Here is a 21,162-nt window from a genome sequence, read left to right as displayed (position 1 = left end):
GTCGTAAACACCGAATAACCCAAAATCGGCAAATCACACCCGATCCAGCACACCAGCTTGCCCCCATCCACTCAAGCATTGCCGGTCACAAACACCGATGACACATCACGGCACATGGCCACGTTTACAGCGACCCACTCCGTCGATCGCTCGCAACGCACATCCCCTAAGTCGAATACAACACCGCTGCCCCAAACCACGAGAAACACACCACACCGCATCACTCAACCTGACCCAAGCAGCACGCCGGCACCTCTTTGTGGGTCAAAGTCACATCAAGGGATGACTGGAGGGGTATCGCCGCTCTGCGATAAACCAGCGAAAAACCATAGCCTGCACGCTATCTAAGCAATCTAAGTACCTAATTACCTAAAGGTGCCTGACAAAAGCCGGTGCCGATAGACTAATGACACCAACTTTTATCCCTGATCGTTTTGCTCTTACCGATTCAGCAATGGAACCTTACTTAAAGACTCCTTCAAGTGCCAAACATCCCAAGGAAGATGCTCAGTTATGCCAATAGCCACCAACTCCGTTTCAGCGGCAACATCGCGAATCAACCTGATCACCTGTGCCAAACGCAATTGCCCAACCGGGTAAGTTGCCCGCCAATCGAATTCCGGCTCCGGCTCGGCAAATAACAACGAGCGGAATACATCAGGATGAAGAACGTCCAGATCGAAATGAATCACCAACTTCTCGATTTTCTCCTTACGGACCCAATCAATCACCGTCTGGCTGTTGTCAAATAACACCTCCGGTTTGGCCACATTGAGTCCAAGGCGATGAATTACCTCAGTCTCCTGCTCCGTCAACCCCGTTTCAATCAACCCTGCAAACATCACCCTGGACGGCTTCAGCGGAACTTTCACCTTTGCGGCAAATTCGTTATCACCTTCACCCAGCAAACTTCCCAGAACCATCGTGTGACCATTTATAGAATCCTGTGGTGTTTTTATATCAGGATGAGCATCAATCCATAACACACCCAACTGACCATGATGTTTCTCATTCAACCAAGCAAAAGGCGCCAAATCCACCAGGCAATCACCACCAAAGATCACCACATAATCCGGATCTTCCCGCTCCAACAGTCGATAAGCTTCATCATACTGCTTGAATAATTGCTGCCTGTAGATAACCCCTCTCTCCGGTTCGGGCGTTTCTTTTTTAAACTCAGGCACATTCACCTCAAACATAGGCGCCTCTGTTTCCGGCGCCAACCAAGCCAGAAGACGTGCGCCCAAACCATATAGCTCCTGATTTCCACCTTGCCATTGAGGAAACAGCATTCTGATTGTTTTCTTCTTAACTATACTCATTGCGTCCTTCATCATACCTACCTATTTCACAATCGTTATGTATACCAACACACAATGAATCTACCATTGAATACTTCATTGAACGCTGAGAATAAAAAATTAATCTAAAATCATTGCCATTCGCTTCCACGCATTCTCTGCCATACGGAAAGCGATTATCAATGCCTCCTTTTACCTATTGATTAAGCAGCACCCTAAAACCGGCCCGCACCATGCGCTACACACATCTTGGCACCCACAAACTGCACTGACAGCGTCTGCTTCCACATAGCATGCCCCCTGGACATCCAACACTCCCGGTACGACCATCCCATCCAATCAGCCCGTTGTCGCTCTGTCCTTAAACACCCGCCACTGACAGAACAACTCCCAACAACGGCCCACTTGGGTTAGGCTGCAACTGGAGTGCTTGTCTCCTATTGATGACCATTGAGCAGCAAGCACCCTTTCAATTTACATGGAGAGAAATCGTTAATGAGGAATATCAAGAATGGTTTAAAAGGCATTTACGCGCTATTACTGTGTTTGATCATCGCCCCAGCATGGGCCAACACCGCCAAACCGACACAACCGACACAACCGACACAACCGACACTATTTCAAGAAATTATCCTTGAAGCAGGCATTGAAAATGATTTAAGGCAAATTCTTGGAGAACATTTCGACACATTCAAAAACAATTTTGAAATGGTCGCCAATCCGGCTCACCTCAAAGATGGCGGCATCTTTTTAGATGGCTGGAAAACAGGACAACCCGACAAACAGGCCGCCGCCTTCGTGTACTACCCTGGGGAAACAGGCAGAGTGTATGCGGCTTATTACAACGGACGCCAAATATTCCATTTTGGTGTCAACGCTTCCCAAATCCACCCCGCCATCCAAGTGTGGACAAAACGGTTCTTACCGCCCTCGGCGGTGATATCCCACGCCAAAGAGCGTAGCGCTGCGGACCCCCGCTCCTTGATGAAGCGTCGCACCATGTCAAATGAGCCTTCTCCGGAAGAACAGGACAAATTGCGTCAATTGGCCGCCACCATCTGGCAACCCTGGATCGTCAACTATTGGGATATGAACGCCACCGTTGGGAATATTCTAGCCACGGTGACGGGAGAAATTTTGAAATGCTCAATAGCCTACAGCTTCGTACCTCAGCAAATACTAAACCCTTTTCTTAAACCGCTCTGGAAAGACAGATGGAAACTTGTAGTTCAATATTTCGCGCAAATCATTTGGGAAAATTATAAAATATCGCAGAACCAACGCTATCAATCATGTATATACGTTGCTGCGGCAAACTGGCGAAGCCCGATTGAAATGGCTTCCGCAGGGATCTAAGCAGACTCCCTCTTGCTAGCATGGTCATGGAGGTCGCTCTCTTTGTCAGCATTGGAAGCCGAAAGCAACTCATCATTGATTTGTCTCCGAGTGTGATTCACTCGGAGACAAACAATACAAGCCCACCTCTCCAGGCAAGATACCTTCAGACCACTGCTTATCACATAGCCACTCAATAAACTCCCCACTTTTACGGGGCATATCAGAGACATATTAAAAAATGCGTGGATACTACTGAACTATTCAAATATCACTCCATGACGCCCACACCCATCTAAATACTTTGGAAACACCGATTACATGACATTCTCAACATTTATTAAAGGAATGATTGATTTATGCATATTGATCCTTGATGCAATCACTTCTCTATATTCATACAACCCACCCAGAGTACGCAACATGATCATCTTTTTGATTATTTTGATTATCTGTTGCGGCGCTATGTTTCACTTCGGACGCAGGGACCTCTCCACAGCGCACCAACCTCCAAATGCAATTCACGCGGAAGAAAGTAATCCACCTCAAACGGGATACTCAAGAAGAATCGTTGAATTACTCATCAGTTTAGCCATCGCCTATTTCGTACTACTCCAAAGAAAATATGACGCACGCGACATAGCCATCCCTTTTATTATTATCCTTATCATTTTATTTGTGGCATTCTATTTTGCGAAAGGTGACCGAGCCTTCAAGTAAATGTACCTCTGATTCATTGGGGGGCAAACAATATACCCCACACCAGCACTTTCCCAGGTTAGACACCTTGAAACCACTGCTCATCACACGGCCACTCAATACTCCGATACTTTTACAGGGTATATCAAAAAGACATTAAAAAATGCGTGGATACTACTGAGCTATTCAAATATCACTCAATGACGCCCACAGCCATCTACATACTTTGGAAACACCGATTGCATGACATTCTCAACATTTATTAAAGCAATGATTGATTTATGCATATTAATCATTGATGCAATCGGAGATGCATATTCACACGACCAATGGAGAGTACGGTATATGATCATTTTCTTGATTATTGTGATTATCATTTGCGGCGCTATGTTTCACTTTGGACGCCGGGACCGGTCCACAGCGCACCAACCTCCAAGTGCAATTCACGCGGAGACAAACAATACAGCCCCACCCCACCACTTTCCCAGGTTAAACACCTTGAAACCACTGCTCATCACATGCTCATCCAACAAGCGCTGCTTCTGATGCGATTTATATCAGCCATGCCCATTTAAAACCATGGGCGGACATGAGCGCACTGAACTAAAAAATATCACTTACCTCCCTCTAATGCTTTTGGAAACACCGATTGTATGAAACTCTCCGAACTCATTGAGGCAATCATAGATTTATTCATTTCACTGATATTAATCATTTATACAACTGTTTATAAAGCAATCAAAGCGCATATCGAATTAAGATTACGCGCTGCTAAATTTTCTATCATCTTTCTTATTGTTGTGATTATCTTTCTCCATATTTCCCTTAATACTAATATTTTAATTTACCTTTCACAGTACTTCCCAGCTCCAAGTGCAACTCACTCGGAAAGTAAAAATACACCGCAACCCTCCCCCGCTCCACAGCAGACACCTTGAGACCACTGCTCATCACATGGCCACTCAACAAACACTCCTGCTTTTACGGGGTATATCAAACACGTATAAAAAATACGCGGCTATTACCGCGCTGAATTGGCCAAGCCCCTTTGCAATCGCTTCCACAGAGACCTGACAGATCATCAGGCAATAGAGAAATAAATATGTTTTCTGTTTTCGCATTCCTTATTTATTACTTCGTGGTTTATGCTTTCTTTTCGCCTGGGAGCCAAACATTTTTCCGCCTGACAATATTTGGTCTTTTCCTTGCCTGCATTGTCTCTAGCTGTATGTTTCACAGCGGAAGCCGTGAGCGCTCTACGGTAGATGCAATGCCAGGTGAGATGCACCCCGAAGAAACGAATACACCGCACGACACGCCCGCACCAAGCAAAGCCGATTAAAACCACAGCTGCGTTTTGCTCAGCGCTTGACTGAAATGCTCCGGGGACACTGGATCACACCGCATAACCAGCAAGTCGGAAGAGCAGAGAAATCAGCATCGGTGATCAGGAAGGCACTGGCACTGCCGTTCTGAACATGGCATAGGTGAAACCTCAGGTGATGGAACATCAGGGTTGAGCTGGAGACACTGCACAGCGCGATCCCCCATTGAGCATCGGCTCTTGCACTTGGCGGGCCGTATGGGAATCACTAGGAAATATGTAGAGCCACCCCAAGGTGATAGCGGCGAACACACGACATGCACACAAACACCTAACAGCACCCCAAGACAGCAACACATGCAATCGGGATCAAAACTCAATCCACGTTCTGCACACTTTCTGCTGGCACCCGCACACAACCTTCCATCAGCACGCGGGCACTGCGGCTCATCCGCACATTGGCGACAGACCATTGCCCATTCACTTGATGTACTTCGGCCCCAACTTGCAAGGTGCCGGAGGGATGGCCAAAGCGGACCACACGACGCAGCCCGCCACCAGCCGCACGATTGACCAGCGTGCCGGGGATTGCAGCCGCCGTCCCCAGCGCCACGGCGGCGGTACCCATCATCGCGTGGTGCAACCGGCCCATGGACATTGCCCGCACCAGGACATCAATTTCTGTAGCATGTACGTGCCGACCACCGGAGGCGACGTAATCGGCAGGAGCTGCAACAAAAGCAAGTTTAGGGGTGTGCTGATGCTGGACCATGTCTTCTAAATGTCCGATCACTCCCATACGCAACGCCCCATAGGCGCGTAACGTCTCCAGACAAACCAACGCATGCGGATCGCCATTGATCGCCTCTTGTAGCTCGGTACCGGTGTAGCCCAGGGCATGGGCATCCACACAAAGCATCGGTATCCCTGCATTGATCAAGGTGGCTTCAATCGGCCCCAATCCTGGCACATCCAACGTATCGATCAGGTGCCCCGTCGGAAACATCACGCGATCTCCGCCCACATCCGCAGGGTTGAGAAACTCCAAGCGCACTTCAGCCCCCGGAAAAGCAGCCCCCTCCATCATGAAATCGCCACTCTCCTGCACCTGTCCATCAAGGATGGGCACATGTGCAACGATGGTTTTACCGATATTGGCTTGCCAAATCCGTACACTGCATATCCCGCGGTGTGGCACCCGTGCCGGATCGACAATACCGGCAGCAATGGCAAATGGCCCCACTGCGGCGGACAAATTGCCGCAATTTCCTGTCCAATCGACACAGGCACCCTCAATCGCAACTTGACCAAACAAATAATCCACATCGTGATTGGGATAGGCACTCGGCGCGATGATCACCACTTTACTGGTACTTGAGGTGCCGCCTCCCATTCCGTCGATCTGCTTACCATAGGGATCTGGGCTGCCGATGACACGCAGTAACAAGGCATCACGCGCAGGGCCTGGCACACGGCAGGCTGGAGGCAAATCCTCCAAGCGAAAGAACACACCTTTGCTGGTACCGCCACGTAGATACGTCGCAGGGATACGGCATTGAGGGAGAGGTAGCATGACAAGACCTCGAACGCGGTAAGGGAAAAGAGGGAAAGACAGTGCCCACTCAGCCGACCTGTGTAGGACTATCCACATTCACATCATTGAGAAGGACTCCTGCCAATCACAACGATAGCGGCATCGCCACTCAAACACAGAAGAGGCACCAGGGCACCTCACATACTGCGTCCTCATGGCCCACATGAACGCGCTGCCCTGGGGGATCTCATCCGGCATTGAAACCTCCACATAAGACAGCGGCGGCATGGGATACGCGTTAAATCATAGACACACCAAGCACCATCACGCTGTCATATCACAAAGGGATTTCCTACGCGGTGAACAACAACAGGACACCGCTTATATCAAACGCGTTGTGAGGTGCCTGAGGTGGTCGCAAGCATCTCTTGCGCAACACGCTGCAACACGCCACCGGCCGCATAAATTGACAGCTCCTCAGCGGTATCGAGCCGACATGTGACCGGCACTTCCGCGACGCTGCCATCACGGCGCTGTATACGCAGGATCAACACCGCACCCACACTCGGCACGCCGCATACATCAAACAACTCCGTGCCATCAATGCGCAACGTGATGCGGGTGGTACCAGGGTGAAACGTCAGCGGTAACACGCCCATGCCAATGACATTGGTGCGGTGGATACGCTCGAACCCTTCGGCCACAATCGCCTCCACGCCAGCCAGACGCACGCCCTTGGCCGCCCAGTCACGGGAGGATCCCTGCCCATAATCCGCACCAGCAATGATGATCAAAGGTTGGCTGCGCTGCATGTAGATTTCTATGGCTTCCCACATCCGCATCACGGTGCCATCCGGCTCAAGCCGGGTCAGCGACCCTTGACGCACCTTGCCATCAGCATCACGCACCAACTCGTTTAACAGCATCGGATTAGCGAAGGTGGCGCGCTGGGCGGTCAAATGGTCGCCGCGGCGGGTTGCATAACTATTAAAGTCCTCTTGGGGCACCCCCATGCGGGCCAGATACTCTCCAGCCGCACTATTGGGCAGGATGGCATTCGACGGAGACAGATGATCGGTGGTGATGTTATCGCCCAACACCGCCAACGGCCGTAACCCGCGCAAGGTGCGCGCACCGGCTAAGACCCCTTCCCAATAAGGGGGCCGACGGATGTACGTACTCCCGGGGTGCCCCATGCGTATAACGGCGGGACGCATTCACGCCGCTGTCTAGACGCTTGCAACAGCGGCATGTACACATGACGGAATTGCTCCGGGTGAACGCTGCGACGCACCAGTGCATCAATGTCGGCATCACTGGGCCAAATATCTTTGAGCATCACCGGGGTACCATCGGCATCATGACCGAGCACATCTCGTTCAATATCAAAACGGATGGTGCCAGCGATTGCATAGGCAATCACCAGAGGCGGCGAAGCCAAAAAAGCTTGTGTGGCATCAGGATGAATGCGTCCGTCAAAGTTGCGGTTCCCCGACAACACGGCCACGGTGTGCACATGACGCGCCATGATGGCGTGCTGGATCAGCGGATCGAGTGCACCACTCATGCCATTGCAGGTGGTGCAAGCAAAACCGACGACGCCAAAGCCAAGCTGCTGTAGCGCGGACAATAGTCCGGCCGCCTCCAAATACAATGGCACCGCTTGGGAACCCGGCGCTAGGGAGGTTTTGACCCAAGGTTTACAGCGTAGTCCCCGAGCATGAGCATTACGCGCCAATAAACCGGCAGCGATGAGGTTACGCGGGTTAGAGGTATTGGTGCATGAGGTGATTGCCGCAATGATGACTGCGCCATCGGGCAGATGCCCGGCGGCTTCCTCTGCCCGCGCTTGCGCCAAGCCGCCAGCAATGCCGCGCTCCGTCAACGCGGATGTGGGCAATTGGTGATGTGGGCTGGACGGGCCAGCCATGGTGCGTGCGACGCTGGAGAGGTCGAAATGCAGCAGGCGCGCGTACTGTGCCCCATCAAGCGTATCGGCCCACAGTCCGGCCTGTTTGGCGTAGGTATCGACCAACGCCACCTGTGCCTTGTCGCGTCCGGTCAGCCGTAAATACTCCACGGTCTGCGCATCAATAAAGAACAACGCCGCAGTTGCGCCATATTCCGGAGCCATGTTGGCAATCGTGGCACGGTCACCCACGGTGAGCGCAGGGACGCCTTCGCCACGGAATTCCAGATACGCACCCACCACACGCGCCTGGCGTAAAAACGCTGTCAGCGCTAGCACAATATCCGTTGCGGTGATCCCGGGGCGCGGGCGTCCGTGTAACTCCACACCCACACTCTCTGGACAACGCAGCCACACCGCACGGCCCAGCATCACACTCTCCGCCTCTAAGCCGCCAACACCAATGGCAACCACACCCAGAGCATTCACATGCGGGGTATGGCTATCTGTACCGATACAGGTATCTGGGAACGCCACGCCATCCTGGACTGCGACGACAGGCGACAGTGCCTCCAGGTTGATTTGATGCATGATGCCGTACCCCGGAGGAATCACCGTGACATTTTCAAAAGCGTGTCGGGTCCACTCGATAAAATGAAATCGATCCGCGTTGCGGCGTGCTTCAATCGCACGGTTTTTGGCAACCGCCTCCGGATCGCTGCCGCCGTATTCCACCGCCAATGAGTGGTCAACAATCAGTTGTACCGGCACCGTGGGGTTGACCTGGAAGGCATCCCCTCCCTGGGCCGCAATCGCATCACGCAATCCAGCCAAATCAACCAGTGCTGTCAGGCCAAGGATGTCATGGCAGACGATACGCGCTGGAAACCACGGGATATCGGTATCACAGCGCCGCCCAATGAGCTGGCCCAGATACGCAGGCCACTGATCCGACACGGCGCGGCGCAACACGTTTTCTGCATACACGCGAGCGACATATGGCAACGCCGCGTAAGCCCCGGGGCACAACGCATCAATGGCGGCCCGAGCATCGTAGTAATGGAACGGTGTCCCCGGCAGGGGTTTGCAATAGCGGTTGTGCATAGGGGAAGGCACTGCGGCTGCTGTGTAGTCTACATAGCGCGAGTGTCGATGGGGTGATAACGCCCCCCTTTGGGAGCCATCAAAGGACAACATCATGGGTGATGGTGATGAGAGCGTTGCGCACATCACCCGATGCTGTACACATCATGCGTATTGGGCAGCCAAGCGAACATGATGCAACGTCCCTGCGTAGCGGATTTTTCAGCTCTATTGCGGCTTGGTGTGCCGCAGTAGGCATCTTTTACAACCGCCACGCATACACGCATACAAGCCACGCCGCACCTTGCAGTACATAGATACGTCGTGGCCAATCACTGCGGCGCGTTTGCGGTCGCTCATCAGAACGGCACCGCTAGCGTACACGGCAGCACCGACACATCTTGCAGAGCGTGGATGAGGTGCTGGCATGACTCAGAACAACGCTTTGATGATAAACGTGGCGATGCAGACAACACTCACGCCAAGCATCCATTGAAGTAACAGCATTTCACCTTTGTATTTCAATGAAACGTTGATCTGGCTGTACGAAGCGTTTTTCTATCTGTGTGATAGCGTTGTTCTACGTTGCCTAAACGTTGTTCTACCTCTGCGAAGCCTTTCACGATGTTCGCCCCAAGACGCACCAGTCCCTTGTCGTTTCTGGATGCGGACTCGGTGACCTTTTGCAAATTCATTTCCAACACATCAGCACACGCTTCGGCTTCAGCCTCAGCGTGTGTGTCTGGGACGCTTGCCGTTTTGAGCCTAACAAAAGTGTTTCGGATCGGCGTCAATGCGTGCCCATAGAGACATGTCACGCTGTGCGGCATCTGATGCGTTGATGGTTTGGCCGATAAGGCGATTCGGAGCGCGTTGCTTACCTTCTTCAAATTTTTTTCCGGAGCAACGCCGATTTTTTCTCCCGCGATGGGGAATAGGCGACCGCTCCCTAATGCTGGAACGCCTTGAGTACGTGCTTGGCGCTCATACGGTGGGTAGCTTGCAGTGATACGCGCGCAGTCTTCGAGCAAATAGTGTTCGGCATCTTCAATGATCATTTGCACATCTGCTCGGTCCGGAACGTTTTCCAGCAGAAAGCGCCACACCACGGTTAATATGCTTTTTAGCGGCGCAAACGTCATGCACACCAGCCCAAAGGTGCGATTAGTGCGGATGATGCCCTCGAAGTACACATCTTCGGGCGGTTGCTCGTCAAACCAGATCCAATCGACTGGATCGGCCTGCCATTTTTCACCTCCCTGTTCAAAAGATTTGAGCGAGACGGAACTACGCACGCCAGAACAATGGCGTACGTATACGGTATCGACCAGCTCAGGCACACCAGGCGCCCAGGTCATGCCATCAATGCACGCGCCAGGAACGCGCCGGTGCCTCATTCGGTTTTCGGATCACGGCCGAGCAAGAGGCGTTGCACACTGCCGGTGCGTTAACTCTCCCGTTTCAGAACCGGGTAAACCGTGATGAGCACTAGTAAAACGTTTGCCATCCCAGAAATCAGGATACCGGCCGGTGAGGTGTATTTGCTGACTCATGACAAGCACACAGCCGTTTTTCCGTATTGATTGGCTAGGATGAGCAGCCTCTCGCGCATGGTCGTGCCCATCACGTGAAACGCGTGTTGTTTGGCGTAGGGAGGATAGTTGGCTAAGCGTTTAGTACAGCGGTGGTGCATTTTTTCTGCCAGCAATAATGCCAAGGCATGATTGGGTGGTAAGGACTGCAATAGCAGCATCCAACTCGGCAACATCAGCACTGTTTAGCGCGAATTTACTGGCAATATGGGTTTGCTTGGGAATAAGGCGCGCGGCGAGTGTGTAGAAATTCCGTGCGATTTGCACAAGCCTACTCCGCTAACGCCGGAACGCCGCCGAGGTAGTCGAGGGCCTCAAGAAACGCGTTTTTAATCGTCGCAGTGTTGCGATTTTTACTGCCAGCAAGCCTACAACCCAGGTTCCAAGAGGTGCTTTTTAACCACAGCATGACCGTACAACAACATGAAAGGTGCGTTTACTAACAACGCCGTTCGTTAATTCCATTTTCGCGGTGATTGTAGTGTTGCCCCGGCATTTCCCGGTAAGCACAAAACCGAACGTAAGCGGCCGGTTACCTTGTGGTTTTTTTAACTCCACAGCAACGTGCGTTGTATCCGTCCCTGTTAACTGGAGGGAAGACAAACATACGTCTATCGTGCGGGGTACGCGCAGCCTTATGTAGCAATCGATTTGTACTTTTTCAGCAAGAATCAAGGGGTACGGCTCGTGTGCTTCGGCGTATGGGTCAATCTCTACTTCATGTTTAAAGCTCACGGGCGCACCTCGGCACTGCCACGGCGCGGCTGTCGCTGTTGCGTAACAAAAGTAATTGCGCGATTGCGGCATGTTGTTCCGCATTCATCGTTGCTTTCTCATTTAAAGCGCGTTCCATGCTGGCTACTTGCTCCTGAATATACGTCGCGCGTTGCGTTAATTTGGCGTGATTAACCCACGATAGCACCGCATGAGCGGCTAGTGATACTAACGACGTAATCATCACGTATTCAACAAGCAATCGCATGTTAGGAAGATAGGCTGGGATACGGCGCAACGCTTTTCTGATCATTATCACTTTCCGCCGATACCCAGCTTCAGCACGATAAAGTTCCGAATCAGCGCTAGCGTGTACAGCGTGTCTATTAAGCCGGACGCGATCACCGCAGCCACGGTGAATGACTGGCTCAGCTCCAGACCTTCACAGATACACATCACGAATAAGCCCACAAACCCTATCGGACAAACGCTGCTTTGCAACGTGGCTATAAACCAGAGACAACGCCATGCCTATAAACCGGTGCTTTGCGCGTAACGCGGCAACGCCGGTTGTACCACTGCCTGCCAGAGGTGGCACAGCAAAGCCATTTTTCAGAGGTTTTTCAGCGGAAACGTTTTTGACAAAGATGCAAAAAATGGCGAGGCGATGCGGTCACTTGGGTGTTGTTGTCCTTCCGCAACACACTCGGCAACACGTCTTTTGATTCATTCCAATCGTGTCATTGATGTGTCTATCGGCCGGTTGTATGCCAGTCTCTACGGACCATTTTCAGGGGTCATCAAACACTTTCGGAAGCCCGCACATTGGTTTTAAGCTTAACGAGTGAATTGCGTAGTGCATAAGTCTCCAGTGACAGGGGGACGTGGTTCTTCCGTAAGGCATACCCTCCCTCTTACTACGGAATGAATCGTTTTTCTTCTTTCTTTGAATTCCAATGTGCGGGCGTTGCGATGGTTGTAAACTGCGTGCGGCCGGATTTGTGGATGCTGGTGTCGCAGCCGCCACTGGCTATGTACAGTAAAAATTATGTTTCTGGTTAGTCTTAGCTGTACACTTTGCGGCCGCAACCTCATGTTCTGAGTTGTTGTTTTGGGCCGTTAGCTCAGTCGGTAGAGCATCGGACTTTTAATCCGCTGGTCGCTGGTTCGATTCCAGCACGGCCCACCAGCTTGTTTCAGCCCTTCTAGTTTTTCTCTATTTTTCATGATGAATTGAGGGTGTTTTATTTGTTTTTAATGGCGAATGGCGAGATCAACATTTTTGGGGTCCGATTCTCAAACATGTCTCACTGCGCTTGCGGTTAAGTCGTCAAAATAAAACCACGCAATGGTTCTATTGTTAATCTGGGCATTGTCATTAATAGTGCATGTCATTGTTCTGTCGCTATCCGGTGTGAAAGGCGGAATATTCACTGCAATGCAATGCTATGGCGATGACAAATTGGCGTTGCGCGATTAGGATGCCGCATTGGAAGGAGGTAAGGATCAGGTGCTGCGGGAAGACAGGGCATCCAAGCGCTGTTCGAAGGCATGGTAATCAAGGCGTTCGTATAGTTCGGCACGGGTCTGCATGTGCGGCAATACAGCCTGTTGATGGCCATCACGGCGAATTGCCATATACACGGTTTCAGCAGCTTTGTTGGCGGCACGGAATGCGGATAATGGGAAAAGTTGCATCGCAACTCCAACAGCCTCTAATTGTTCGCGGGTCAACAGTGGGGTTTTACCAAATTCGGTCATGTTGGCAAGCACGGGGACTCGGATTCTTTCGACAAAATGTCGGTAGGTCTCCAAATCGGAGACGGCCTCGGCAAAAATACTGTCAGCGCCAGCTTCGACATAGGCCTGGGCGCGTTCAATCGCCGCTTCCACACCTTCGGCCTGAATGGCATCGGTCCGGGCAATCAAAAAGAAGGTTGCATCGGTGCGGGCATCGGCAGCAGCCTTCACCCTATCTGCCATATCGCTCAGGGACACGATCTCTTTTCCGGGACGATGGCCGCACCGTTTTGCCGCTACTTGGTCTTCAATGTGGCACGCAGCAGCACCAGCTTTAATCAGTGTCTTGATGGTCCGTTCGATATTGAGTGCGCTGGGACCGAAACCCGTATCAATATCCACGAGCAAGGGAAGATCACACACATCGGTGATGCGGCGTACATCGATCAAGACATCTTCTAGGGTATTGATTCCCAAATCTGGCAGGCCGAGGGAACCGGCAGCGACGCCGCCTCCGGAAAGATAGAGGGCACGGTAACCGGCACGTTGGGCCAGTAGTGCGTGGTAGGCATTCATTGCACCGATCACTTGCAAGGGGCGCTCGTTCATTAAAGCAGTACGGAAACATTGGCCTGGTGTCTGGATGGGGAGAGATGTGGACATGGGGCGATTTTTAATCTGTAAAAAAGATGGAGAGAGGAGCGCACTCTAAGGTGCCACACGGAAGCGCTCCTTCAGAAGTGCTCCATCATGGGGAACACTATGTCGCAGTATGAGATCACATGAAGCACGGCAACATCATTCGCATGAAATGGTGGTTCGCACGGTCTGCCCGATGGGGTGCCACAGGCGCAGACCGTAGCAACAATCCGTATTCCGTGCTTCAGTAGCCAAACCAGTCTCTGAGCACAGTTGTGACGGATGGCGGACTTGAATACCTGTCACACTGGCAGATCAACCCAGGTTGTAGGCATCATCATCATGAGGCAAAGATTGGTCCGCACCGTGTTGCCACATGGTGATCTCTGACGCTGCCAACACAGGCACACAAGACAATGGGAGCACCGGATTAAAGCACTCGCGACATCATGAGTATGAGATGTGGGCGACTTGAGCGATGCGTTGAGTGCATTAGGCAAAGGCAGATCGGAGCTTTCCTGACAGATGTTGCACGCTAGATGGGGTGTGGCCAATCTATGAGCATTGTTCCTGTTTGAACATGAGCACATCGGCAATAGTGCTATGTCACTGGCAATTGGTGCATCTTTCTTGGTGATTGATCAGCCGGGATTTATCGGACAGGCCATGCGCTGCAAGCCTTGAATATGTTCGCCTGTCTGTTGGACTTTAATGAGGAGACTGCATCAGCCGTTGAAAAACGCGCTGCGCGGCAAGAGATCCCGAGCAAATGAGAAATGACAGTTATTTTTCCTTACGCCAATTCACTGAGCCTTTAGTCTCAACAGTGCTGGATTCCACTTCAAGATCAAAACCACGGCTTAATAAGTATTTGAGGGTTAGCACGGAACCACTGCCAACCATCGAAACACCGTAGCCTACATAGAGTTTAGGGGAGAGATATTTTCCGAACCCCAGGACAGAGCCACCCATAGTGCTGGATTGGCTGATACCTGCATCATCCAGACCGAGTTTGGCACCAAGTTGGGAGGCAATCAGACCACCGCCAGCCGATAGTGCGGCGGCGGCAGAAGCAACTTGCTGGTTCTCGTCGCTACTGGCAGTCGCCAGTTTACGTCCAAGCACCAAGTAGGAGAGCGCTTCGGATTGCGACATCACCGGGTCCGACCAGACCTGAGCACGTGGTGATTGCGCGCGGCCACTGACATCAATCCCTGCGGTGATATCCGCTATACGGCGTTGGGCACGGATGTTCACACGCGGATCAGAAACAATATTGTTATTCCAGACAAGTTGACCGCGCGTAATGGTCAAGTCCTGGCCGTAGGCTTTATAGCGGCCACGCACATCCAGACCACCATTGGCGGTCATCTCACGGCCAGGACGCGCGCGGATCTGCATCTGTCCGGAAAGGCCCCCTTTCAAACCAAAGCCGCTCATGTTGACTTTGTCGCCAAGGACAATACGTAAGTTCATCTCCAGCGGTGAGACGGTAGTACGCTCAGGGTCTATCGGATCGAGAACGACGACATCCTCAGACACCGAGACGCCACGGTCTAAACGCTCCAAATCAATGTCAGCCTCCGACACTGCAACCTCACCTTGCAGTTGCATGGTGTTATTAATCAAACCAAATCGTAAATCAGGGTCAGACACGATACGTAGTTCGCTGGTGTTGTAGGCAAGGACGTTGCGACCTCGAATATTGAGCTGTAATGGATTGTTCTCTCCGAACCAGGAGAGACCACCATCAATATTCAATGTGCCATCTCCTGATTTGACAGAGGCTAGAATCCGCGCCGATCCGTCGGGCTGTGCCGTGAAGCGCCCTTGACCCTGGCTGAGGTTCAATCCGATTGAGGGGTATTCAGCAGTGAAATCACGCAGGGTCGCTTCACCACCGAGCAGCGGCCCGCTACGTGTACCGCGCAAGCTGACATGGCCTTCAATCAAGCCTCGTGGATTGCCAATGTCAGGGACAAACATTTCCAGCCAATACAAGCGTGACATGTTCATATACAGATCCCCTGTCAGTGGCGCATAGGGATCCCAGCCGGTATTGAACTTGGCATCGACAAAGCCGTTACCCTGAAAGCCAATGCCGAGTTTGCCAACGATATGCTGCGAGGTCAGGTCGACTTGGACGCTGAATTGGTCGTAACGGACTAATTCACCGCGATCTTGGACACCAAGCACGTCAGCGTAGCGCGGCTCTCCTAAGCGAATGCCTCCTTCCAAGGAGGACGCGCGGAAGCTACCTTCCCAGGCATCGCCATGCGGTCGCAGGTGACCATCGAGTGTGAGTACACCTCGCAGGTTGATTGAGCGGCCATTTTTCTTGGGTAGCCAGGGATGCACCAACGTCAATGGGAGTGCCTGGCCCTTCAGTACCAGTCCCTCATGTGGCCAGTCGGCATGCAGACACAGGGCACCGCCGCCCTGCGCATCCAAACATGTGGCGGACAGGGTGAAAGCAGGAGCGTTCATTACAAACTGTGCCGGTGCACGCAGTGCCCACGCTGGCCCCCTGGCTGGTTCAATACGTAACTGTGAAAGGTTGCCGCGCCAGCGCGCGCCATCGCGATGGACGCCGCCATGCAGGGTAAGCAGAACCATTGCATGGCGTACATCGGCCTGAAGATTCAGATTCTCAACTGCACCACTGGCGTGGATGCGAACACTATCAAGCAGTGTGCCGATCTCAAGTTCCTGTGCTTGCAGGGTGAGCTTGCCGTTGTTGCCGCGCCACGGCAAATGTCCATGCAGTGCGAACTGTTTGGCGCGATAGTCATTCCAGCGCAGGCTGGTGCCGTTCAAATCGACAATCACATCTGGAGTGTGTGCAGGGCCTCTGAGCAGCAGGCTGCCTTTCAGGGTGCCTTCTTTGCTTGGCAATAGGTCGTTCAAATGGAGTGACTGTAACTGCACGGCCAAATCCAAATGCGGTCCGACTTTCCCTTTAGCACTGATGTGGCTATCACCGATGCCGAGTTGGAAGGCACCCTCACCCTGATGATCTTTGAGGGTAAAGCGGCCGCTGGCTTGCATGGGACGTTGCCGGAGTTGTCCGTTCAGTCCCGGCACTGCCACGATAGCCTCAATGCCAGAGGATACAGTGCGTTGTCGGCCTTGAGAGGTCAATTGACCGGATACATGACCATTCCAACCAGGGATGAAATAACCCGGATCGAACTGCGCCAATTCGGCCTTCAGGTCCCAACGCAATGCAGGTGCCCAGGTCACCCCGCCAGTGAAGTCAAGCAGACCGCCAGGGGTAGCCGCTTGGACTTGCTTGAAGGTGGCATGTTCAGCATCTCCCCGGACATCGAAGATCAAACGCGCTTGTTGTGCATCGCGCGTCAGCCGTGCACGGCCGACTGCTGCCCAGGCACGAAGGGTGCCGGACACTCCCAATCCCGCCTCTTCGAGAACAACCGGCACGGCTCGGATTTGAGTATTCCCAGGCTCGGGAGAGGGCTTGAAACTTAATCCACGGGCGTTGACTGAAAAATGGAAGCGCGTGTTAGCAGGATCACGCAGATCGACCTTACCACGCAGGTTGGTGCGCCCTCCAAAGGCATCAATGACCAGTGGTTCGACCATCAACATTTGATTGGCCAGTTGCAGGCGCGAGGGCTGCAATACGATTGTTTGCTCTCCCTGTTTGAACTGTCCCTTAAGATCAGCTTTCCCACCTTGCCCCTGGGCATGCACGTTAAACGCCAACGCTGTCGCTGGTGGAGTCCCGGTCAGTTCACCAGGGAGCAACAATCCAGGTTCAAAGTGTTCACTGGCAGCACTGAACGTCCAGCGAGGGTCGCTGCGGCCGTTGAGCACCACATCGGCCTGCAATGGTGCAGGGGCACGTCCGGCAAGCGCGAGCTGCAGGCGATCCAGGTCACCACGGATCACCAAGCCAAAACTGGCGGGCGGCCGGCCACGGACACTAGGCAATACCGCAGTGGCGGTCAAGTCGGTGGAGTAATCGTGACGGGGGCGGTAGTAACCGTCGGCACGGATATTGCCACGATCACTGTCCACGGCAAGGCGCTGTATTTCTAATTCACCATCAGCAACGTTGACCGCACCGCGGATGCGGCGCAGATGAATGAGTGGTTGCTTTAATTTGGAAATGCGAAAATTATCAATCGTGATGGTATCGATCTGCAAGGCCAAGGGCACGTTGATCGACGGCAACACATCAGGCCAACTCGGGAGCTTGAACGGTTCCTCGCTCTGACCCAGGCTGAGGCTGGCGTTGCTCATTTCCAGCACATCAAGACGCAACCGAAGTAGGAGCAGTCGCCAGATATCTGGGTCCATACGCAAACGCGCAGCACGGAAATGGATGTCTTGGTAGCGAAACTCAATGTTGTGTAAGGTCAGCGGCCCAGCCACAGCACCTTCAGCACGGTCCCAGGTCAATGCGGTAGCAGCCGGTAGACGGGTCACGACCTGAGCCAACAAAGCATCACGCCCAGAGGTGGTCTGCAATAACCAATACAGCAACGCCAGCAGTGTGAGAAATAGGCCAGTGGCAATCAACCCTATACCAAACCATAGACGGTGCCGACGCAGGGCACCAATGGGCTGAGGAGCATTCACAGATTGGCCCCAATGTCGATATACAGTTGAATCTTGGAATCGGGTTTGTTCAAGCCACGCGCAATATCCACACGTACTGGACCTACCGGGGAGCGGTAACGCAAGCCAATACCAATGCCGGTATGCCAATCCGGATAGCGATTGAACGCACTGCCGCTATCCACGAACACGGCGCCACCAAAGGGTCCTCCTTTGTAGTAGTACTCATATTCAGCGCCAGCACTGAAAACATGTTTGGCACCGAGTGCGAAGGCATCCGGTTTGGCAGTACGTGGACCAACCTCGCGGAAAGCGTAACCACGAATGCTGTTAACGCCTCCAGCAAAGAAACGCAAGCTTGGCGGCATTGCGACCAAATCGCTGGCCCAGGTGGTACCGACCTCTCCACGTAAGATGAGGCGGCTGCTGGACCCCAATCCATGAAACCAACGCAGTTGGCCATGAAGCTGGGTAAAGTTACTTTTGGAACCAAATGCACTGGCACCACCACGCAGGAGCACTGTGGCGGCGCTCCCATTGCGGGGGAAGGTGGCATCGTCAACATCAACATAACTGGCTTCCAATTGTGGGTAGACCAGCGTGGAATGCTGGTAAGCCACTGTATTGGTGCCGTCATCGGCCGCATAACGCCAACGCTCCCGTAGCGCGTTCAGTGAGGCGGTTGCGGTCAAATGTCGGTTGATCTGACCGCTACGTGCCGCCGATAGCTTCACGTTACGCAAGTCGATGTACTGGGTCTGCTCATCATAGGCACGTGCGGAGAATATGTACCAACCATCCAGCCATTTGAACGCGGGGATTTGATAGGCCGTGGTGAGGCTTTTGCGATTCTGGGCATAGTCCAATCGTGCATTCATTTTGTGTCCACGCGCATTCATGTAACGTCGCTCAACACCAGCACGCAGACCGGCACCACTTTCGCTGCCATAGCTGATGCCCGCCGTGTAGATTTTGCTTTTGGCGCGTTCCAGCTTGACATCAACGGGAACATTGCCTTCAGAGTCCGCTTCCTCGGGCTTTGGTTGGATATCAATGCTGCTGAAATAGTCCAATTTGGTCAGTGACTCACGCAGGCGATCAAGCTTGCCTTCGTGGAAATAGCTACCTTCCTCCCAGTACACCAGTGGATTAAATAGCCCTTCGTGGAAATAGTCGTAATGGAAGCGAACGGGCCCCATGTCATAGCGGCGCCCGCTTTCCCAGATCAAATCAATGTCTGCTGCATACGTGGCACGGGTCACTTCGACCTGACGGCGGGTGAAATCGGCATCGAAATAGCCTCGCTCAGCCAAGCGCCGGGTGATGCGAACCTTGCTGGCTTCATACGTGGGATGGTTGAATATTTCGCCAAGCTTAGGCTTGAAATCTTCCAGGTCACGCTGAAGATAATGGTCCTGCGCGGCGGCTCCTGTCATCGCAACGTGCGCCTGACGTATCCGGACCGGCTCTCCTTTGTCCACGTAAATAACCACGGTGATGTGATCATTCTGGCGCGGGGCATCAATGCGAATGGCGGGAGCATAATAGCCAAAGGGCTCCAAGGCTTGGCGGGTCTGGAACTCGGCTTGGCTGAGCAGGTATTCCAGCCGGGATTCGCCCTGCTCCTTACCAACCACGCTATACAACGATAACGAGACAGTGATGTTTTTCATCATCTCAACGTCATCACCTTTATCCAAACCTTTGATCTGGATTTTGTCTACGGTTGCGTTCGCCTGAGCCAAAGAAGCGAAGAGCAACCATAAGCTCAACATTGGCGGGATAAAGCGTCTTAGCATTTGCGCAGTATACCGAGGCAGTATGGATAGAGTGATAAATCTCACATTCCAGAAGCATCTAAGGACTTCCAAATCCTGCAGGTGAAGCATCCATGCCGTTCGCATCATATGGCACGGTACAACGTAGTTTCTTTAACACACCGAAAGTAGCAGCGAAGGTTGATGGAGAAAACAGCAGCCCTAAGGGGTGTCCAAGCTTGGAGACAAGATCAAAAATAACGCCGCCGACTATTGGCTTCACAGCTCTCGTTAGATTTATTACGATCGATATTTGAATCGGTGCTTCGGGCTTTATAACTCATGAAGATTGACATACATAAAAATAAAGCTTCGGCACATGCCCATCACACATTCCAATAGGCTTTGCTGATGCTGGCTCCTTTCATACTCACCGGGAATAAGCCAGAGCAGTACGCGCAACTTGAGGCCCAGGCCAAAGCACTGATACATGGTGAGACCGACAGGATTGCGAATGCCGCTAATCTTGCAGCACTCATCTTTCATAGTCTGCCTGGGCTGAATTGGGTCGGCTTCTATTTCTACGATGGGCGTGAATTGGTCGTTGGTCCATTTCAAGGATTACCCGCTTGTATACGCATCCCACTGGACAAAGGTGTCTGTGGTGCTGCTGCACGTACGCAGCGCACGCAACGGATTGACGACGTGGACACATTCCCTGATCACATCGCTTGCGACTCGGCCTCACGCTCTGAACTGGTGGTGCCATTACTCAAAGACAACACCCTGATCGGTGTGCTGGATCTGGACAGTCCAACATGTGCTCGCTTCGATAGTGACGACCAGACGGGGATTGAATCGCTGGCGCGCGTGTTCGTTAGCAATTTAAGGTGAAAGTGGTTGCCATCTATGGCACAACATCGCTCCAAAGAGCACGCCCTAGTTTCGTCA

The 21,162-nt window shown here is 52.6% G+C and carries 15 protein-coding genes, 1 tRNA gene and 2 pseudogenes; 6 read left to right on the top strand and 12 right to left on the bottom strand.

Going from position 1 to position 21,162, the window contains the following annotated elements; genetic code table 11:
- Positions 1-440: 440 nt before the first annotated feature.
- Entirely contained in the window at positions 441-1,322 is an 882-nt protein-coding gene (locus F7G16_RS02730; RefSeq protein WP_011097674.1) for an arginase family protein, read from the bottom strand.
- A 474-nt stretch (positions 1,323-1,796) separates the two neighbouring features.
- On the opposite strand from F7G16_RS02730, the gene F7G16_RS12085 reads away from it, so the two are divergent.
- The 3 genes from F7G16_RS12085 (at position 1,797) to F7G16_RS02715 (ending at position 4,273) form a co-directional block, all read left to right on the top strand.
- On the top strand, positions 1,797-2,657 hold the full coding sequence (locus F7G16_RS12085) for a hypothetical protein (RefSeq protein ID WP_004087380.1): 861 nt from the start codon (positions 1,797-1,799) through the stop codon (positions 2,655-2,657).
- A gap of 402 nt (positions 2,658-3,059) precedes the next feature.
- Complete coding sequence (locus F7G16_RS02720) at positions 3,060-3,356, top strand: hypothetical protein (protein ID WP_225621709.1); 297 nt, start codon at positions 3,060-3,062, stop codon at positions 3,354-3,356.
- Between the two features lie 632 nt (positions 3,357-3,988).
- A complete protein-coding gene (locus F7G16_RS02715; protein WP_004087384.1) occupies positions 3,989-4,273 on the top strand; it encodes a hypothetical protein in 285 nt (94 codons plus the stop codon).
- 762 nt (positions 4,274-5,035) lie between these two features.
- Here F7G16_RS02715 and prpF read toward each other — a convergent pair.
- The 8 genes and pseudogenes from prpF to F7G16_RS12685 all read right to left on the bottom strand — a co-directional run.
- Positions 5,036-6,232: a 2-methylaconitate cis-trans isomerase PrpF gene (gene prpF, locus F7G16_RS02705; RefSeq protein WP_011097671.1), complete on the bottom strand. Its 1,197-nt coding sequence runs from the start codon at positions 6,230-6,232 to the stop codon at positions 5,036-5,038.
- 347 nt (positions 6,233-6,579) lie between these two features.
- A pseudogene (gene acnD, locus F7G16_RS02700) lies at positions 6,580-9,206 on the bottom strand (Fe/S-dependent 2-methylisocitrate dehydratase AcnD).
- A 207-nt stretch (positions 9,207-9,413) separates the two neighbouring features.
- Positions 9,414-9,614, bottom strand: a complete 201-nt coding sequence (locus F7G16_RS02695) for a hypothetical protein (RefSeq protein ID WP_161594822.1) — start codon at positions 9,612-9,614, stop codon at positions 9,414-9,416.
- Positions 9,615-9,706: 92 nt separating this feature from the next.
- The gene (locus F7G16_RS12690) at positions 9,707-10,582 is read right to left on the bottom strand and encodes a terminase large subunit domain-containing protein (protein ID WP_004087387.1); all 876 of its coding nucleotides are present in this window, start codon (positions 10,580-10,582) and stop codon (positions 9,707-9,709) included.
- 276 nt (positions 10,583-10,858) lie between these two features.
- Complete coding sequence (locus F7G16_RS11910; protein ID WP_012337703.1) at positions 10,859-11,044, bottom strand: hypothetical protein; 186 nt, start codon at positions 11,042-11,044, stop codon at positions 10,859-10,861.
- A 457-nt stretch (positions 11,045-11,501) separates the two neighbouring features.
- Complete coding sequence (locus F7G16_RS02680; protein ID WP_011097669.1) at positions 11,502-11,810, bottom strand: hypothetical protein; 309 nt, start codon at positions 11,808-11,810, stop codon at positions 11,502-11,504.
- Positions 11,807-11,947: a hypothetical protein gene (locus F7G16_RS02675; RefSeq protein ID WP_012382487.1), complete on the bottom strand. Its 141-nt coding sequence runs from the start codon at positions 11,945-11,947 to the stop codon at positions 11,807-11,809. Before F7G16_RS02675 ends, F7G16_RS02680 begins: the two co-directional genes overlap by 4 nt.
- Positions 11,934-12,083 (bottom strand): annotated as a pseudogene (locus tag F7G16_RS12685) (site-specific DNA-methyltransferase); the annotation flags it as partial. The pseudogene F7G16_RS12685 and the gene F7G16_RS02675, both read right to left, overlap by 14 nt.
- 521 nt (positions 12,084-12,604) lie before the next feature.
- On the opposite strand from F7G16_RS12685, the gene F7G16_RS02660 reads away from it, so the two are divergent.
- Both F7G16_RS02660 and F7G16_RS12485 read left to right on the top strand, forming a co-directional pair.
- Positions 12,605-12,680: transfer RNA gene (locus F7G16_RS02660), tRNA-Lys, on the top strand.
- A 159-nt stretch (positions 12,681-12,839) separates the two neighbouring features.
- Positions 12,840-12,971 carry a hypothetical protein gene (locus F7G16_RS12485; protein ID WP_274849819.1) on the top strand — a complete coding sequence of 44 codons (132 nt, stop codon included), beginning with the start codon at positions 12,840-12,842 and terminating at the stop codon, positions 12,969-12,971.
- A gap of 26 nt (positions 12,972-12,997) precedes the next feature.
- On the opposite strand, the gene prpB is transcribed toward F7G16_RS12485, so the two are convergent.
- From prpB to F7G16_RS02645, 3 genes are all read right to left on the bottom strand, one after another.
- Positions 12,998-13,894, bottom strand: coding sequence for a methylisocitrate lyase (gene prpB, locus F7G16_RS02655; RefSeq protein WP_004087205.1), 897 nt, complete (start codon positions 13,892-13,894; stop codon positions 12,998-13,000).
- A gap of 759 nt (positions 13,895-14,653) precedes the next feature.
- A complete protein-coding gene (locus F7G16_RS02650) occupies positions 14,654-18,475 on the bottom strand; it encodes a translocation/assembly module TamB domain-containing protein (protein WP_004087207.1) in 3,822 nt (1,273 codons plus the stop codon).
- On the bottom strand, positions 18,472-20,229 hold the full coding sequence (locus F7G16_RS02645) for an autotransporter assembly complex protein TamA (RefSeq protein WP_004087209.1): 1,758 nt from the start codon (positions 20,227-20,229) through the stop codon (positions 18,472-18,474). The genes F7G16_RS02650 and F7G16_RS02645 overlap by 4 nt, the downstream gene beginning before the upstream one ends.
- Positions 20,230-20,622: 393 nt before the next feature.
- Between F7G16_RS02645 and F7G16_RS02640 the strand changes: the two genes are divergently transcribed.
- A complete protein-coding gene (locus F7G16_RS02640; protein WP_004087211.1) occupies positions 20,623-21,105 on the top strand; it encodes a GAF domain-containing protein in 483 nt (160 codons plus the stop codon).
- Positions 21,106-21,162 lie beyond the last annotated feature (57 nt).

Origin of the sequence: Xylella fastidiosa (assembly GCF_011801475.1) — a bacterium.
Taxonomy (GTDB): Bacteria; Pseudomonadota; Gammaproteobacteria; order Xanthomonadales; family Xanthomonadaceae; genus Xylella; species Xylella fastidiosa.
The sequence above is the reverse complement of the archived record's forward strand: the minus strand, read 5'-3'. Positions and strand labels throughout refer to the sequence as shown.

Bases quoted from the DNA above. Each gene is read 5' to 3' on its own strand.
- F7G16_RS02730 (WP_011097674.1), bottom strand. From the start codon at position 1,322: ATGAGTATAGTTAAGAAGAAAACAATCAGAATGCTGTTTCCTCAATGG.
- F7G16_RS12085 (WP_004087380.1), top strand. From the start codon at position 1,797: ATGAGGAATATCAAGAATGGTTTAAAAGGCATTTACGCGCTATTACTG.
- F7G16_RS02720 (WP_225621709.1), top strand. From the start codon at position 3,060: ATGATCATCTTTTTGATTATTTTGATTATCTGTTGCGGCGCTATGTTT.
- F7G16_RS02715 (WP_004087384.1), top strand. From the start codon at position 3,989: ATGAAACTCTCCGAACTCATTGAGGCAATCATAGATTTATTCATTTCA.
- prpF (WP_011097671.1), bottom strand. From the start codon at position 6,232: ATGCTACCTCTCCCTCAATGCCGTATCCCTGCGACGTATCTACGTGGC.
- F7G16_RS02695 (WP_161594822.1), bottom strand. From the start codon at position 9,614: ATGCCAGCACCTCATCCACGCTCTGCAAGATGTGTCGGTGCTGCCGTG.
- F7G16_RS12690 (WP_004087387.1), bottom strand. From the start codon at position 10,582: ATGAGGCACCGGCGCGTTCCTGGCGCGTGCATTGATGGCATGACCTGG.
- F7G16_RS02675 (WP_012382487.1), bottom strand. From the start codon at position 11,947: ATGTGTATCTGTGAAGGTCTGGAGCTGAGCCAGTCATTCACCGTGGCT.
- F7G16_RS12485 (WP_274849819.1), top strand. From the start codon at position 12,840: ATGGTTCTATTGTTAATCTGGGCATTGTCATTAATAGTGCATGTCATT.
- prpB (WP_004087205.1), bottom strand. From the start codon at position 13,894: ATGTCCACATCTCTCCCCATCCAGACACCAGGCCAATGTTTCCGTACT.
- F7G16_RS02645 (WP_004087209.1), bottom strand. From the start codon at position 20,229: ATGTTGAGCTTATGGTTGCTCTTCGCTTCTTTGGCTCAGGCGAACGCA.
- F7G16_RS02640 (WP_004087211.1), top strand. From the start codon at position 20,623: ATGCTGGCTCCTTTCATACTCACCGGGAATAAGCCAGAGCAGTACGCG.